This is a genomic window from Pseudonocardia lutea (genome assembly GCF_042658055.1).
Lineage (GTDB): Bacteria > Actinomycetota > Actinomycetes > Mycobacteriales > Pseudonocardiaceae > Pseudonocardia > Pseudonocardia lutea.
In genome coordinates, this window is the sequence record NZ_JBHSQK010000011.1 from 19705 (window position 1) to 36036 (window position 16332).

At 63.7% G+C, this 16332-nt stretch carries 11 protein-coding genes and 1 pseudogene; 7 read left to right on the plus strand and 5 right to left on the minus strand.

What is annotated here, in order from left to right; all coding sequences use genetic code 11:
- Positions 1–60: 60 nt before the first annotated feature.
- The 4 genes and pseudogenes from ACFQH9_RS06435 (at position 61) to ACFQH9_RS06450 (ending at position 6084) form a co-directional block, all read left to right on the plus strand.
- Positions 61–918, plus strand: a complete 858-nt coding sequence (locus tag ACFQH9_RS06435; protein ID WP_379564971.1) for a glycosyltransferase — start codon at positions 61–63, stop codon at positions 916–918.
- A gap of 14 nt (positions 919–932) precedes the next feature.
- The gene (locus ACFQH9_RS06440; protein WP_379564972.1) at positions 933–1901 is read left to right on the plus strand and encodes a hypothetical protein; all 969 of its coding nucleotides are present in this window, start codon (positions 933–935) and stop codon (positions 1899–1901) included.
- 461 nt (positions 1902–2362) lie between these two features.
- The gene (locus tag ACFQH9_RS06445; RefSeq protein WP_379564973.1) at positions 2363–3397 is read left to right on the plus strand and encodes a polysaccharide pyruvyl transferase family protein; all 1035 of its coding nucleotides are present in this window, start codon (positions 2363–2365) and stop codon (positions 3395–3397) included.
- Between the two features lie 1630 nt (positions 3398–5027).
- Positions 5028–6084, plus strand: a pseudogene (locus ACFQH9_RS06450) (IS630 family transposase).
- Positions 6085–6401: 317 nt separating this feature from the next.
- Here ACFQH9_RS06450 and ACFQH9_RS06455 read toward each other — a convergent pair.
- The 5 genes from ACFQH9_RS06455 to ACFQH9_RS06475 all read right to left on the minus strand — a co-directional run bounded on the left by ACFQH9_RS06455 (position 6402) and on the right by ACFQH9_RS06475 (position 12349).
- The gene (locus tag ACFQH9_RS06455) at positions 6402–7958 is read right to left on the minus strand and encodes an O-antigen ligase family protein (RefSeq protein WP_379564974.1); all 1557 of its coding nucleotides are present in this window, start codon (positions 7956–7958) and stop codon (positions 6402–6404) included.
- Between the two features lie 791 nt (positions 7959–8749).
- On the minus strand, positions 8750–9637 hold the full coding sequence (rfbA, locus tag ACFQH9_RS06460; RefSeq protein ID WP_379564975.1) for a glucose-1-phosphate thymidylyltransferase RfbA: 888 nt from the start codon (positions 9635–9637) through the stop codon (positions 8750–8752).
- Positions 9634–10242 carry a dTDP-4-dehydrorhamnose 3,5-epimerase family protein gene (locus tag ACFQH9_RS06465; protein WP_379564976.1) on the minus strand — a complete coding sequence of 203 codons (609 nt, stop codon included), beginning with the start codon at positions 10240–10242 and terminating at the stop codon, positions 9634–9636. The genes rfbA and ACFQH9_RS06465 overlap by 4 nt, the downstream gene beginning before the upstream one ends.
- Positions 10239–11228: a dTDP-glucose 4,6-dehydratase gene (rfbB, locus tag ACFQH9_RS06470; protein ID WP_379564977.1), complete on the minus strand. Its 990-nt coding sequence runs from the start codon at positions 11226–11228 to the stop codon at positions 10239–10241. The genes ACFQH9_RS06465 and rfbB overlap by 4 nt, the downstream gene beginning before the upstream one ends.
- Before the next feature lie 11 nt (positions 11229–11239).
- Positions 11240–12349: a DUF1972 domain-containing protein gene (locus ACFQH9_RS06475; protein WP_379564978.1), complete on the minus strand. Its 1110-nt coding sequence runs from the start codon at positions 12347–12349 to the stop codon at positions 11240–11242.
- A 377-nt stretch (positions 12350–12726) separates the two neighbouring features.
- On the opposite strand from ACFQH9_RS06475, the gene ACFQH9_RS06480 reads away from it, so the two are divergent.
- The 3 genes from ACFQH9_RS06480 (at position 12727) to ACFQH9_RS06490 (ending at position 15991) form a co-directional block, all read left to right on the plus strand.
- The gene (locus ACFQH9_RS06480; RefSeq protein WP_379564979.1) at positions 12727–14049 is read left to right on the plus strand and encodes a UDP-glucose dehydrogenase family protein; all 1323 of its coding nucleotides are present in this window, start codon (positions 12727–12729) and stop codon (positions 14047–14049) included.
- A gap of 213 nt (positions 14050–14262) precedes the next feature.
- Complete coding sequence (locus ACFQH9_RS06485; RefSeq protein WP_379564980.1) at positions 14263–14505, plus strand: hypothetical protein; 243 nt, start codon at positions 14263–14265, stop codon at positions 14503–14505.
- A gap of 154 nt (positions 14506–14659) precedes the next feature.
- Positions 14660–15991, plus strand: coding sequence for an HNH endonuclease signature motif containing protein (locus ACFQH9_RS06490; protein WP_379564981.1), 1332 nt, complete (start codon positions 14660–14662; stop codon positions 15989–15991).
- Positions 15992–16332: the final 341 nt, after the last annotated feature.

Genomic DNA, 16332 nt, shown 5'->3' on the forward strand with positions numbered 1-16332 from the left:
GACAGGGCAGTATTTCCGAGCCGCAATGGCGACTTCTGCGAGTGAGTCCGGAACTTGACGATGACGAAAGCTATCGTAGTGCATCACAAGAGCTACGCGACCATCGAGGCAACGGTTCGCTCGCTGCGCGACTCTGGCATCGCTCTGGGCGACATTCTAGTCGTGGACAACAGTGAGGACGAGCCACCGCAGCAAGAAGTTCTCAGGAGCTTGCTTGATGTTGAGATTATTTTCATACAAAATCGCGGATATGGAGCAGCCGTCAACCGAGGAGTCGAACACCTCGCAGAATCGGGACCCCTTACACCGTACACCCTTGTTACTACACACGAACTTGTTCTCGCACCCGAATCTCTGCGCGCCCTGGCAGCGGCGTTGGATCGCGGTGGCAAGGTGGCAGCCGTTGGCCCGAAGTTACTCCTTCATGGCACTTCATCCGAGCAGGTCTGGTCGGTTGGCGGTTACTTGACTAAGCGTTTGAAGCTCCCCCGCCATAACACGGTCTGCAGTAAGCCTCTGAGGACCAGTGAATGTCACGGTGTGGAATGGATCGACGGCGCATGCATTCTGTACCGTACTGAAGTCCTGCAGAAGCACAAACTCGACGAGAGCTTTTTCATGTATATGGAAGAACTCGAACAGCAATACAGAATGAGGATGGATGGATGGACAGTTGCTCACGTCCCTTTGGCGCGTGCTTGGCAGGCTACGAATGGAGTTCCTCCGTACTATCTAGGCCGCAATATGGTGATACTGCATAGTAGGCACTTCGGATGGTGGACAACAGCCGCCGCCGTATGTCATATACTTGCGAAGGAATCCGCTAAGGCCATACTGGGTCGTACGATACCTAAAGCACCGATAGCAGTTCTTAGAGGGATTTGGGACGGAGTACAAGTGGTGTTTAGGTCGCGATGACTAAGTTTGTTCTAGTGAATCCACTGCGGTTCGCGCTTGAGCACTACGTGAACGCTGCAGCAGAGACCCTCGCAGCCGCAGCGCCATGCTCAGTCGTTAAAGTGAGTTCTTTTGTAGAGCCCTCGCAGCGGAAGGGCGGGCGAATCGGCTGGATTCTCGATTATGTTGAGGCGCTGTGGAAGGCGCGCACGGCAGACGTCGTCATAGTTGCATGGCCGGTGCTAGGGGCAATAGATGCAGTCATACTGGCCCTGCTTCCTGGTCAGGCAAAACGCTACATCGTCTATCACGACCCTCGTCCTCTTGTTCGCTCGATCGGCTATGGCAGGGTCAGTCGGAAGGTAGCAGGACTGCTTCCAGCAAAACGCATGCCGATCGCTATCGTGCATAGCCTTGCGGCGGAGTTCGATTTGAAGGTCGACTTACCCACTCTGCAAACATACCATTTGCCGCACCCCACGATGTCAGGCGAACGCACGGCAGGAACCTCCAGTAGGGATCGCGCGATCCGAGTAGTTGGACAATTCAAACCCGACCGGGACGTCGAGACACTGGAGTTGATTGGTGAACAGTTGGCATCCGCAGGCTATTCACTCGAAATTATCGGCCGAGGATGGCCCCAAGTGCGTGGCTGGAGGGTGCGACCGGAGTTCGTGCCGGAGGACGAGCTGACAGTTCTAATACAATCAGCGCGACTCGTAATTGTTCCGTATCGGCGCTACTATCAGAGCGGAATCGCGCTCAGGTGCATAGAAAGTCGGACGCCCTTCATCGCGCCGTGCACAGGCGGCTTAGCGGAGTTGCTGCCGGAACAGAGCAAATTCCTATACTCGAAAAATGATTGGTCTCGGGCAGTGACCTTTGCATTATCCGAAGAGGCCGGTGGCGAGATTACACGTATCGCCGAGGAATTATCCCAGGCGGCTTCAGCTCGATACTCCCAATTTGCGCGGGTAGCACTAGAAAGGCGAGTGGTGGAATGAGCTGGGTTCTTCTTGCTTGCAGGAGCCGTATCCGAAGTCACCTTCGATTCGTCAAACGAAACTTCATAAGCCCATTCCTTCACTCCGCTGCGTCTAGCAAATTGCTTGAATCCCGAGTTAGAGGTCAGGTCGCGAGGTGGCTTGGTTTGCACGTACCATCTAGCGTCGAGTTGAAGGCACCATGTGTTCTACGCAACTCGAACACGTCATTCAGTTTCAACGTACACATTCTTGGGAGGCTGGAGCTCAGCGGAGTGGCACGAATTGAAATAGATGAAGGATGTGTAGTACGAGAACCAACAACTGTCAGCACGCTTGCGGTGGAAGAGCTCGTACTGAAAACCGGAGTGCGCATTCCATTGGAGGTCCACCGTCCCTGCAAGATAACTCGAGACGGGCAGGTTTTGCCGATTCTCGGTAACTGAGCAGAGATCTGGCGGAAACATCGGTTAGGAAGGTTTGTGTTGCACATCTTGGCTGGCGGATGGGGATATCCGAACCTCGGAGACGAGGCAATACTGACCGGCTATCGTGACTTCTTTGCCTCGCAGCGGATTGACGCATTAGTAACGTCAGCCAACCCAGAGCGTACAGCATCAGCGATTGGTGTTCCCAGACACGACCTCGGCGTAGAGGGTAGTGCTCTGACCGGTCACTCCACGGGCTCCATGATCCTCGGCGGTGGCGGATACCTAAATGCGAGTTGGATTCCCGAAATCCACCGGAAGCTGAAGCGATTGATAGCCGACCGAAGATCGCGCCCACTTGTTGGGCATTCGATCGAGGTACGAGGTGTGGAGGATCCCCGGTTCCGGAGGAAACTTGCACGACTACTGAGTGAGGAAGCGCGGATTTCTGTTCGCGACGAGCAGTCGGCAGACGCGTTGTCTCGCATAGGACATAACGTTGATGTGCTCCCGGATGCGATCTCCCTTCTGTACCCCGCCGTCAACAAATTCGCTGGACACATCTCCTATGTAACGGGACGGGTAGTCCTAAACCTACTTGATATCTCTCGTAGGCCTGACTCAACCGAGTCGCTGTTTCCTGTCGATAGATGGAATGACTTCGCCTCGCAGTTGATCTCGAGATTGGGGTCGAAGTGCATCGTGATGACGGTCGGGGACGGTGACGAGAAGTTTTTGTTGTCACTGCCGCCGGTCGATGTGATCAAGCCCAAGACGGTTACGGAGATGATCTCCGTCCTCGCATCTGCTTCAGGCGTCATAAGCGTGCGTATGCACCCCGCCTTGATAGCCTCGATGATCGGCCGACCGACTCTCTCTATCCCGTACTGTGGGAAGGTTCGTCCGACTCTCAAGAAGTTGCGGCTGGACGAGCTCCTCGTCCAGAGTGCAGATGTCGATGAAGCCCTTGCCCGGCTGACGGATGAGCGTTCGTTCGATGAGGCTTGGTCGGCTGCGCACGCCGAGTGCGCCTCATGGTTGAGAGATCTTGTTGGCAGTGACCAAAGCCCGCGGGCTGATGCGCGGTAGCGAGGCCGAGGAATCCGTCCTTACGAAGCTTGGCCTAGTGGACTCGAGGGGTAGCGCAGGTGTGGCCTGGACACTTCGCAGGGCAACTTCCCGACTCTGGGCTCTGCTGCGCCATGCTAGATCCTCCACCTTAGCAGCGGTATCCCAGCTTTTGGGCGTCATACAGATTCTCTTAGTCCTTCTAGGTGCGGAGGCGTCCACCGCGTCGGACGCGTACTTCTTCCTTATCAACTGGTCACAGTTACCCATACAGATACTCTTAGTCGGGACGCTATATCCGCTTTGGCTGAGAAATGCTTCCCCAACTCGGCGGTCTGTTCGACGCTGGCTGATTGCGTCAGCTGTAAGTCCGCTCGCTGCTACAGCAGTAGCAGTTGCTGTATTCTCGGCGACGGCAGGCAATTATGCCGGCTTCATCCTGCACGCAGTACTTGCCTTAGTTCTCGCCACAATACTGATGGCGGCCTGGTGGGCGGCCTTATGGCTATCTGCACACGGTAATCCGATCTGGCTATCAAGCGTAACTCTCGCGGCAAACTTCTTGTCCTGCTTATCGTTGACCTTGGCATCTCTTTCCGATATGACGCACCGAATTACGTTGCTTCTCGCCATGCAAATTCTTGGTGTGTTGATATTCTTGGTGTTGGTTGTTGTCAAGTTCGGGGGGACTATACTCGACTCGCTTCGAGCGCGTGAGGCTGACGGTGCGCCGGACGAGCGGGCCTCAGGTTGGTTCCTTGGCCAAGCAGTTGCCGGCTACGGTGCTGGGGTGTCGATCCAGACAATGGCTGCCACTCTTCCGAGTTCGACGTTGTCGCAGTTGGGTATGGCTGCGAAGATGGTCTCCGGGGCTTCGAGCTTCGTAACTAACGTTGTCCTTCCGCGATTGATTCACCGTCGGACTGATTCGCCCGACCGCGCCTACTTATATGCAACCATAGTTGTGTATTTAGCATTTGGGGCGTCCTTCTTAACTGTCCTCGTTGGGCGGCTCTTTGCGATACCGTACGCGCACCTGGCAGCTATGTGCATGATCTGGTTTGGTGCAGTCGCCTTGAACTCAACCACCCATCGTGTCGCGATGCGGTTCCATAGAGCGTCTCTGTCTGTAATCACGGTGGTGGTTAGCTCCTTGGTCCCGCTCGTAGGTCTGGGGTTGACGCTTTCGGGGTCTCTGCAGCTGCTTGTCGTCCTGGCCCTATATGTAGTACTTGATCTCCTGTCCGGCGTTGTCTTCGCTATCGTGCTCGGCAAGTTTGGCTTAGCAGCAATCAGTACTGTACTGCTGGGAGGGGCTGTAGGTGTCGCGCTTCTCATCTAGGTGCTAGCGGCAGAGGAGGGCTCGGTGCAGTATTCGTGTCTCACGTCGACGCGTGCTTTGGGAGCGTTAGGCGATGGGGGGATCTGCTGTCGAGGTAGTAAGTGACCGTAAGGAGAAGGTCTGGATCATTCTCGGAGTTTGAGGTTGAGAGCCCTGTTTATCGGATCGTTGAAGGTCACTAGCGTGGCGGAGTTGGGCACGACTAGTTTCCTGCGCCTGAAGTTCGCTAAATGTCGGTAGGCTGCGGTCGCGCCGAGTAGGGGCAGGCCGGTGGCCGAGGTGAACCTGACCGACGAGCAGCGCGAGACGATGGTGCGGTGGTCAAGGCGAGCGAAGTCCTCGCAGGCCCTCGCTCCGCGCAGCAAGATCGCGGTGGCCGCCGTGGACGGTGAGTCGAAGACCGCAATCGCCGCGAAGCTGGGATGTCATGCGGTGACGGTCGGGAAGTGGCGGTCGCGTTTCGTCAGGGCGGGGCTCGACGGGTTGGTGGACGAGACGCGCCCGAGTGCTGCCCACACGATCACCGAGGATCAGATCGAATAGGTCGTCGTGGACACGCTGGAATGCACCCCAGCGTATGCGACGCATTGGTTACGGGCGTCGATGCCGCCGAAAGCGGCCTGTCGCGTTCCACGGGAGCCGGATTTGGATGGCCTTCGGGCTCAACCCCGCCAGGTCGAGATGTTCAAGCTCTCCACCGACCCGCAGTTCGTGGACGAGGTCCGCGACATCGTCGGGCTCCATCTTGACCCGTCGGAGCGGGCGCTGGTGCTGTGCGTGGACGAGAAGTCCCAGACCCAGGCCCTGGACCGCTCCGCGCCGGTGCTGCCAGGGATGCCCGAGCGGCGCACCCACGGCTACACCCGCCACGCATCACCACGCTGTTCGCCGCGCTCGACGTGGCCACCGGGCGGGTGATCGGCTCAATTCACCGCCGCCACCGCGCCGCGGAGTTCGCGAGTTCCTCGTCAAGCTCGACAAACAGGTCGCGGTCGGGCTCGAGTGCACCTAATCTGCGACAATTCCAGCACCCACAAGGCTCCGACGATCCAGCGCTGGCTCTAGGCTCACCCGCGATCCCACATGCAATTGACCCCGACCTACTCGTTCTGGCTCAACCAGGTCGAACGCCGGTTCGCGCTGCTCATCGACCAGCAGCTCCGGTCGTGGAGTGCACAAGAACCCGCACGCCCTTGAATGCGACATCCGCGCGTGAATGTCAGGCTGGAACGACGACTCATGCCCGTTCGCTCGGGCGAACACCGCCGACGATATCGTGGAACCACTCGCCGCATATCTTGGCCAAACTCCAACGCAGGATACTAGGTCGAGGGCGATGTTCCACGCTTTGATGCGTCTTCATTAGTAGGTCGGCTGTTAGGCTGCCTCGGAGACTATGAGCGCGACCTTAGTTCTCAGATGATGCCACCGCCGGTCGGCCAAGCGGGCCCGCGACCAAGGTCTCGATCGCGAACTGGGGAGCGACACAGACTTCCCGTTGGTCGTATCAGCGCACCGACATGCCAACTGCGGCCTGGCTATCATGCGCTCGTGATGATGCGGGTTCCTACGCCTCGCCGATCAACACCCCACGAGTCTGTCGTACAGCCTTCTGCTGATGCGGTCGCGAACACACTGCAGTTGACCAGGCGCCGCCCTCGACGAGGTCCGGGTGCCTATCAATTAGTTGCTTATCTCTGCTCCGACGTGGCGGGCATCGCAAGGCCGGCCGTTATGATTGTTGCCGCCTGAGCGTGGGCCTGGTTGCCGATTCCTTACAGCACGCACCGGCTGACTGTGGGACTCGCGGATCTTGGACGGGCGGCCGCTGGCCAAACCTGTGGTGGCGCCTAGGATCGTTCCGATGACGAGGGCAGCCGCGGATTCGAAGCCGAGCGGCATCGGTGCAACTGAACTAACGGCTAATAGTGCAATTGAGGTCGCAACGAACGCCACAGCGGGACGATTGCGTTTGACGCCCGCCGTTCCCCGCAGCGGCACGTAAAGAAATGCCGCTAGGAGAATAATGCCGACTACTCCTGTCTTGACTAGCATCCAAAGAAAGAAGTCGTGCGCGTAATAACGTGCAGACGTTGCGAAGAATGAACCGGGCTCACCGCTTGCAGGTCGATAAGGGTAGCCCATTCCGTGCCCGACAACTGGAGACTCGGCAATCGCCTCGCGAAGGTAGCTGTTCTCGCTTTCTCGATAGAGCACCGAGGTGTCCCGCTCCAGGGTTTGCCCATCCAGCCCTTCGAGGACTCGGTGGCTGTACGCCTGAAATTGAGTATGCAGGAAGTCGAAGGCGCTGAGGCCCGAGAACACGTTGGTAGCGATCAGGGCTATGCCAACGAGTATTGCGACTCCTGTGGTTCGTGTAAATAGCGCCACTGCAGTTCGCGTTGTTCTCCGGAGCATCAAGATCACCACTGCAACAGTAAGTAGCGCTAGCAGACTGTTGCGCGAGAAGCTCAAGAACGTAATGATCGCAGCCGGAACGAGGCAGGGCAGCGACTGTTGCGCGGTGATCTTGCGTAGTACGAGTAGAGCGAAAAGTACGCAAAGCACTGCAAGTGCGCTGTGTGTCGCCGAGGTGAGGAACCTCGCTGCTCCAGTCGCAACATTTCCGCTCGAACCGGCCTCGACGAGGGAGGCGTCCTCAGTGCGGCCAGACAGCTCAAGCCAGCCAAGCGAGGCCAGGAGTATCATGATCGTCGACACCCAAAGTGAAACCCCTAGCGCAATGAGGGCGTATCGGCGGGCGGTCGGCTGCTCGATAATCCGTGCAGCAATGAGGTAGCTTAGGACCATCACGAGCGGTCCCCGAGCATCATTGAGAGCCTGGGCGGTCGGGTTCCCGCTGACAGCACCGGCGACGACAGAAGCCGCAAGCCCAACGAGGAGGAGAATCGCGGGGATGTCGCGCTTGTCCAGGCCGCGAATTGTTGCGATGGACCAGCAGAGCGCGAGTGCGAGGAACGGCTCGTACAAATAGATGCCGAGCGGGCCGATAGAAACTGCACGTGGGACGGCGGCGGGGAATGCCGTCGTGGCTAGGACTATTGTGATCGGGACGAGAGCGACTGGCTGTCGAACGAGCCATACCAGCAGGAGTAACGCGATCGCAGCGACCCCCGCCACTAAGGGCGCGGTCGACGCCAGGATGCCGAGCGCACCTGCAGCGATCGCCAGACAGCTCAGGAAGGGCGCGGACTGTGTGCTGAGGCGCTGCTTAACCACCAGCCAATGCTAGCTGGCCCCGGTTCTCATGGACGGCCGGGCGAGGCTCTACCTCTTCGCTACCGTGGTGGTGGGGCCGGATGACTCGTCACGCGTACCTATGTGGTGCCTGTAGATTGACGTGGCGTAGGTGCGTCACATAGTAGGCCGGGTGCGCGTCGCGGGTCGGTGAGGTCGAGACTACCGCGTCATCTCGCACTGGTGACATCGGCCCCAATATGTATACGCCCAGGTGGGCTCACGCAAATAGCCAGACGAGCGGCTGAGCGCGTGCCGACGCGGCTCCTTGGCCACATAGTCCGCGATGCCCAAGCGCGGGGTGCACAAAGCGTGCTTGATATACACCACTTGTGCAATGTTCGGCGTGTCCCAGGCCTCGCCATGCTTGGGGTGAACGTCGGTGACTACTTGACAGTCCGCCGCCCCAAGTTCTGCGCAGACCTTCTCGCGGGGTAGGAGGGGTCAAGGTTTTCGGTGACTATGTAGAGACTGCGCGGCAAGCCGAGGGTCGGCGTGGCCGGCACCCTGGACGCCCCGAACATCCACGGGGAGGCGCCCGTCAATGCGAAAGCGAGAGCCGGATTCGACCAGGTTTTCGGATGCCTATCGTGTTCCGCGCTGCCGTCGTGCAGGAGTTCGCTCCTATCGACCGCCCTCGCACCGTGGTGGACGGGGATACCACCCTCGCGCAACGTGCTGCACCGGCCGGATCTCGTCGGGCGGGAGCGGCCGGCTGCGTCGACCACGCCGGTGCCGGTTGCACGCTGGACTGAAGGTGAGCGCTGCCCCTGCTATGCGCGAAGGCTCTGCGCGACGTCCATGACGTACTCCCCGTAGCCCGACTTGGCCTGACGCTCCCCGAGAGCGAAGCAGGCGTCGGCGTCGATGAAGCCCATCCGCAGCGCGATCTCCTCGATACAGGCGATGCGGATGCCCTGGCGGTGCTCCAGCACCTGCACGTACTGGCCTGCCTCGAGCAGGGACTCGTGCAGTCCAGTGTCCAGCCAGGCGAAGCCGCGGCCGAGGTCGACGAGGCGGGCCCTGCCCTGGTCCAGGTAGAGCCTGTTGAGGTCGGTGATCTCCAGCTCGGCGCGCGCCGACGGCTTCAGCGACCTGGCGAACTCGACGGCCTGGGCGTCGTAGAAGTAGAGGCCGGTGATGGCGCGATCGGAGCGCGGCTTGGCCGGCTTCTCCTCGATGGAGATGAGCCGCCCCTCGGCGTCGGCTTCCCCGACGCCGTAGCGCTCGGGGTCCTTCACCGGGTACCCGAACAGCACGCATCCGTCCGCGCCGCTACGCAGGCCCTCGACGCTGTCCCGGAGCCGCTCGGAGAACCCGGGCCCGTGGAAGATGTTGTCCCCGAGAACCAGGGCCGACAGGTCGTCGCCGATGTGGTCCGCGCCGATGAGGAAGGCCTGGGCGAGGCCGTCGGGAGAGGGCTGCTCGGCGTAGGAGAGCTGGAGGCCGAGGTCGGAGCCATCGCCGAGGAGGCGCCGGAAGCCGGGCAGGTCGTCGGGGGTGCTGATGATCAGGATCTCCCGGATGCCGGCGAGCATGAGCGTCGAGAGCGGGTAGTAGATCATCGGCTTGTCGTAGACGGGCAGGAGCTGCTTCGACACCGCCCGGGTGATCGGGTAGAGGCGGGTGCCCGAGCCGCCCGCGAGGATGATCCCCTTCATCGCCGAGCCTCTCGCAGGGAGCGGTAGAAGTCCTGGCAGGCGTCCCAAGTCGGGAGCAGGCCCGCCTTGCGAGCCTGGTCGAGCGTGGGCGCCGCGGTGTCCTTGTCCGAAAGGATCGGTGTAATGCCCGACGGCCACGGGATGCCGAGCTCGGGGTCGAGCGGCGAGATGCCGTGCTCGCCGCCGGGGTTGTAGCCGGTCGAGCAGAGGTAGGTCATCATCGTGTGGTCCTCGAGCGCGACGAAGGCGTGGCCGAGGCCCTCGGACAGGTAGACCGAGCGGCCGGAGCCGGGGTCCAGCTCGATGGTCTCGACGGCGCCGAAGGTGGGGGAGCCCACCCGGATGTCGACGACGACGTCGAGCAGAGAGCCGTAAGCACAGGACACGTACTTGGCCTGGCTCGGGGGGACGTCGGAGAAGTGCACCCCACGGATCACATCGCGCGCGGAGATGCTCTGGTTGACCTGGCCGAGCGCGAGGTCGAAGCCCAGCGCCTCACGGAAGGCGGCGGCCTGGTAGGGGGCGGCGAACTGGCCGCGGTCGTCGGGGAAGACGGACGGCTCGAAGCCCCACGCCCCCGAGATGCCGAGCTCGTAGGCCTTCACCGGGCCACCGCGCTGCCCTGCTTGAGCGGCTCCCACCAGTCGCGGCGGTCCCGGTACCACTGCACGACGTCGGCCAGGCCGTCGTCGATCGCGACCAGCGGCGAGTAGCCGAGCTCGTTCGCGATCTTCGACCAGTCGACGGAGTAGCGGCGGTCGTGGCCCTTGCGGTCCGCCACGGGCTCGATCATGGACTCGTCCGCGCCGACGGCGGCGAGCAGCCGGGAGGTCAGCTCCTTGTTGGTCATCTCGGTGCCGCCGCCGATGTTGTAGACCTCGCCGGGGCGGCCGCCCTCGACGACGAGCTGGATGCCGCGGCAGTGGTCGTCGACGTGGAGCCAGTCGCGGACGTTGAGCCCGTCGCCGTAGAGCGGGACCTTCTTGCCGTCGAGCAGGTTGGTCACGAACAGCGGGATGACCTTCTCGGGGAACTGGTGGCGCCCGTAGTTGTTCGAGCACCGCGTGATGCACACCGGCAGGCCGTGCGTCCGGTGGTAGGCGCGGGCGAGCAGGTCGGACGACGCCTTCGATGCCGAGTACGGGGAGTTCGGCAAGAGGGGGTGCTCCTCGGGCCACGAGCCCTCGTCGATCGAGCCGTACACCTCGTCGGTCGACACGTGGACGAACTTCCCCACGCCCGCGTCGAGAGCGGCCTGCAGGAGGACCTGGGTGCCGACGACGTTCGTCGAGACGAAGTCCGCGGCGCCGGCGATCGAGCGGTCGACGTGGGACTCCGCGGCGAAATGCACAACGACGTCCGTGCCGCGCATCGTCTCGGAGACGAGAGCCGCGTCGCGGATGTCGCCTTCCACGAACCGAAGGCGAGGGGACTCCGCGACGTCGGACAAGTTGGTCATCGTCCCCGCGTACGTCAGCGCGTCGAGGACGACGATCTCGGCAGACTCGACGGCGGAGTAGGCGCCGGTCAAGGCGTGCCGGACGTAGTTGGAGCCGACGAAGCCGGCCCCACCGGTGACCAAAATCCGCATGTCCTCTTCTCTCAGATTCGGGTGCGGGTACGTCGGGAACGAGTGCGGTTCAGGAGATCGACGCAGAGCTGCTCGTACTCGAGTGCGACGTCTTCCCAGCGGTAGGCCTCTGCTGCGCGCTCGCGCGCGCCGACGCCGTTGGCCTCGGCCGCCGGAAGATCGGCCTCGGTCGCCTCGATGCACTCGGCCAGCTGCTGGGGACGGGCGAAGAAGCTGCCATACGCGCCGAGGACCTCGCGGTTGAAGTTGACGTCCCAAGCGATGACGTTGGCGCCGGCGCCCATGGCACGGAGGAGCGAGGGGTTCGTGCCGCCTACGGAGTGACCGTGGAGGTAGCTTGCGGCGCCGGCGTAGAGCGCGTCGAGCAGGTTCTGGTCCCAGACACCGCCGATGAGCCTGACCCGCGCATCCGTCGCGGCGAGTTCCTGAATGTGGCGTTGGTGGTCACTCGGGTACGGGACCGAGCCCACCACGACGAGCGGCTTGGTGGCCTTGCTCTGCAGATAGCCCTCGATGATGACGTCGACGTGGTTCTCGGGCTCGAGGCGCGCGACGACCAGGTGGTAACCGCGGGCGTCGAGCTCGAGCTCGCGCAGCCTCGCGAAATCGCAGTGCTCCTGAATGGGAGCGCCGTAGGGGATGAACATGCTCTGCGCCCGATAGCGCTCGTGGTAGTAGTCCTGAATCCCGACGGCGTCCGCGATGAGTTCGTCGGCGAGTGCCACGGAAAGTTGTTCGTTCGCGAGGTAGTAGCGGCGACCGTTGGGACCCCACTTCGCCCGCTTCCATTCCAGGCCGTCGACGTGGACAGCAACGGGAATCCGCGCGGCTCTGATCACCGGCAGGAGCGGCGCGTTGGCCGCGTTGAAGACCAGGGCTACGTCCGTGCGGTGGCGCAGCAGGTGTGCGACCGAGAGCGCTGTGTGACTCAATGTCTCGGTAACGGGGTGCTTCATCGCCGGGAGCCGGACGCGGTGCATCCCCAGGTACTCGGCCGAGTCGTCGTCCCCTCGGCAGTACACACGCACCTCGTGGCCCGCCTTGACCAGGCGGAGCCCGATCTCCTCGACCGCGGTCTCGAAGCCGCCGTACCGCGCGGGGACGCCGCGGGTGCCGATCATGGCGATACGCAAGGGGAGACTCCTGGAGCAGGTGGGGAGCGTGCTGAAGAGACAGGTCTCGACGTCGTCGGCGGACCTTCGCTGGGGAGCATCGGGTCCGTCGGCCACTCGGGCGCGGGCGTTACAAGGTGTGCGCGAACATCACACGGCAGTAGCCCCGCACTTCGAACACCTCCGTGTCGTCCATCGCCACGAACAGGTTGTCAGGTGACGGACGATACAGACGCCTCCGACCGAATGCAGTACGAGCGAGTGGCGTTCGACGTAGTCGGTACGTCAGCTGTGACGCGCGGTGTGGGAATTCTCGCTCTACGCTGCGCGCGCTGACAGTCGTGGGTGAGCGATAGACCCGGCAAGTACGCGCGAGAGGGAACTGGATGAAGCTGTCGGTGATCGGCTGCGGTTACCTGGGGGCCGTCCATGCGGCGTCCATGGCCGAGCTCGGACACGAGGTGGTCGGCGTCGACGTCGACGCCGCCAAGATCGAGCTGCTGGCGACGGGCCGCACGCCGTTCTTCGAGCCCGGGTTCGAGGAGCTGCTCACCACGTCGCTCGGTTCAGGGCGGCTCCGGTTCGGTGCCGACCTGGCGGAGGCCGCGGGGTGCCAGATCCACTTCGTCTGTGTCGGGACGCCACAGAAGCGCGGGGAGTACGCGGCAGACCTGCAGTATGTGGAGGCCGCGATCGAGTCGCTGCTTGGCGTGCTTCAGCCGGGTGAGCTGCTGGTGGGAAAATCGACGGTGCCTGTGGGCACCGCCGCGCGCCTTTCGGAGCTTGTGGTCGAGAAGGTGCCCGGCGCCGCGCTGGCATGGAATCCCGAGTTCCTGCGCGAAGGCTTCGCCGTTCAGGACACCCTTCACCCCGACCGACTCGTGTACGGCATCCCGCAGGACGAGACCGGGGCCGCTGCTGAGGCGTTGCTCGACGAGGTCTATGCGCCGATCGTCGCGGCGGGAACGCCGAAGGTCGTGACTGACTACGCGACGGCGGAGATGGTGAAGACGGCGGCAAACTCGTTCTTGGCTATGAAGATCTCGTTCATCAACGCCATGGCTGAGCTGTGCGAGGCGACCGGGGCGGACGTCAAGCAGCTCGCGGACGCCATCGGCTACGACGACCGGATCGGTCGCAAGTTCCTGAACGCCGGCCTCGGTTTCGGGGGCGGGTGCCTGCCCAAGGACATCCGGGCCTTCATGGCGCGGGCCGGTGAGCTGGGGGCAGACCAGGCGCTGACTTTCCTGCGGGAGGTCGACAACATCAACATGCGGCGGCGGATCCGGATGGTGGAGCTCGCCCGCGAGGTGCTCGACGGGTCGTTGCTGGGTAAGCGGGTGGCGGTGCTGGGGGCGGCGTTCAAGCCGGAGAGCGACGACATCCGGGACTCGCCGGCGCTGAACGTGGCCGCGCAGCTGCAGCTGCAGGGCGCGAACGTCGTGCTGACCGATCCGGCGGCCATCGAGAACTGCAAGAGGCAGTGGCCGCAGATCGACTACGCCGACACCGCGGAGGAGGCGGCCAAGGGTGCCGACGCGGTGTTGCTGCTGACGGAGTGGAAGCAGTTCCGCGAGCTGGACCCGGTGGCGTTCGGCAGGGTCGTCAGGCAGAAGCGGGTGCTCGACGGTCGCAACGCGCTCGACCGGGACAAGTGGGAAGCGGCGGGGTGGAGCTACCGAGCCCTCGGGCGCCGGCACTCGTCCTGATGGGCTACCAGTTCGAGCACGTCGTGAGCGCTGCACTCACGCCACGCGCGGAAGTCGAGCAGACCGCGGTCGTGCCGAACGGCGGATGACGGGCCGCCGGGCTGGGGCAAGGGTGAGATCTACGTACAGACCCGTGCCTCGGACGCACGCGCTGCTGCGGCACAGGTCGCGCGGTCGCGCGGTCCGAGGGTTGAACCACATGCGGAGTGACGAATGCGGAGAAGTGTGCAGGCCGGGCTGGTCCTTAGAGCGATCTTCGCGTCGACGATCGGTACGACTGCGGTCGCAGCCGCCGCCGTTCCGGCGGCAGCCGGCGACCACAACTGCGCCGGCGCGGCGGTGAGCTCCATGGCCGGGCCGGGCTTCGGCAGCGGGGTCTCCTCGCTCGCGCACCAGCAGCTCGTCGACAACATCGGCCTGGCCAACTGCAGGCAGCCGCCCCGCCAGAACCCATAGCAGGAGTGTGCGCCACCCGCTCGTGTCACTCGCGGCAGCGGCGCTCAGGGCGGGACTTCTCGAGTGCGTCGGTCGCCGGCGGAGGAGTGGGTGGCGCAGGGCCGAGGGCCGAGCCAGACTCGATCTTCGAACGTATGTTCGATACACTCTGGACGTGACCGACTGGGCGGAGATGGCGCACGAGGAGCTCCTCGCTGCGGCCGCCGATGTCCAAGCGGCGCGAAACGCGATCGATGCGCGGATGCTCGCCGTGGTGGCCGAGCTGGAGGCGCGAGGGTTGGCCGCAGATCACGGGTACCGGGACACGGCGGACCTGTTGCAGTCGACGCAGCGGATACCCGCGGCTGTGGCCAAGGCGCGAGTGCGCGCGGCGCGGGCGGTGGTGCCGGAGCGGACGTTGCTGGGGGAGGAGCTCCCGGCTCAGCTGCCGTCGACGGCGCTCGGGCTGGCCGCTGCGGAGATCTCGTTCGAACACGTGCGGGTGATCCAGCAGACGCTCGCGGCGCTGCCCGCGCATCTCGAGGCCGATCACCGGGAGCCGCTGGAGCACGATCTCGCCGACCTGGCGCGCACCCTCGACTCGGAGGCGTTGCGGCGGGTGGGGAAGCACGCGTTGGCGCTGCTGGACCCGGACGGGCCGCGGCCGCGCGAGGGCGCGCCCACGCGGACCCGGCTGCGGTTCACGCCGCGGGGCGAGGGGTTCGAGGCGCGCGGCTGGTTCGACCGGGAGTCCGCGGCGATCGTGCGTACCGCGATGTCCCCGCTGTCGGAGCCGCTGGGCGAGCACGCGGCGGGGGAGTGCGAGGAGGCCGGCTGCGAGCACGTGCCCGGCGAGCGAAGGCCGGACCCGCGGTCGATCGCCGAGCGGGAGGGCGACGCGCTGGTCGAGGTGTGCCGCCGGATGCTTGACTCCGGGGCCCTGCCGGTCGACGGCGGCGCGCGGCCGCAGGTCACGGTGACGATCCCGCTGGCGGAGCTGCGAGGCTCGGGCGCCGGCCTGCTGGGCTTCGGGGACGGCACGCTGGCCTCGGCGATCACCGCAGAGGACGCGCGGCGCTGGGCCTGCGACGCCGCGGTCGTGCCCATTGTGCTGGGCTCGCGGGGTGAGCCGCTCGACGTCGGGCGGCGCTCCCGGCTGGTCACCCCGGCGATGCGGCGGGCGTTGGAGCAGCGCGACGGCGGCTGCGCTCAGCCCGGCTGTTGCATCCCAGCACAGTGGACAGCCGCGCACCACATCGAACACTGGTCGAAGGGCGGCTCCACCTGCCTGGAGAACCTGGTGCTCCTGTGCCCCAGGCATCATCGCCTCATCCACCGCGGCGAGTGGACGATCACGATGGAGGACGGGCTGCCCGTCTTCCACCCACCGTGGTGGGCGGGAGGCAGGCCCAGTCGAAATCTGCTGCACCGGCCCGACCTGATCGGGCGGGTGGACGAGCCCACGTCGCCCTCGTACGGGGCGCGCGCGTTCGCGCTGCTCGACTGAACTCCCTACGGGAGCTGGGCTGTCAACGTGTCCTGCGTCGGGGTCGCTGGGCGCGTGAGGATGGCTGGTGGGGAAGGGAGTGCCCGGAGCCCGGCTGTGATCACGGACGATCCCGGAAGCCCGCGCGCCCGTCGCGCGGATGAGTCTGGACGCACTCCTCGGGTAGCCGCCGCACGACTTCGCGGAACAACACCGCGTCGGCATGCGCCGAGTTCTCATATCCGGCACTACGCCCGCCCGAACGTCGTCATCACCAGGAACGATCGGAAGATCCAGGGCGAGGTAGCCCGGTCAGCCGCTGTGCGAGAGCGTCGCGCGTCGAGATAATGATCGCTCGCCCT

Coding starts and splice junctions, on each gene's coding strand:
- ACFQH9_RS06475 (WP_379564978.1), bottom strand. CDS start 12,349: ATGATCGGCACCCGCGGCGTCCCCGCGCGGTACGGCGGCTTCGAGACC.
- rfbB (WP_379564977.1), bottom strand. CDS start 11,228: ATGCGGATTTTGGTCACCGGTGGGGCCGGCTTCGTCGGCTCCAACTAC.
- ACFQH9_RS06435 (WP_379564971.1), top strand. CDS start 61: ATGACGAAAGCTATCGTAGTGCATCACAAGAGCTACGCGACCATCGAG.
- ACFQH9_RS06480 (WP_379564979.1), top strand. CDS start 12,727: ATGAAGCTGTCGGTGATCGGCTGCGGTTACCTGGGGGCCGTCCATGCG.
- rfbA (WP_379564975.1), bottom strand. CDS start 9,637: ATGAAGGGGATCATCCTCGCGGGCGGCTCGGGCACCCGCCTCTACCCG.
- ACFQH9_RS06485 (WP_379564980.1), top strand. CDS start 14,263: ATGCGGAGAAGTGTGCAGGCCGGGCTGGTCCTTAGAGCGATCTTCGCG.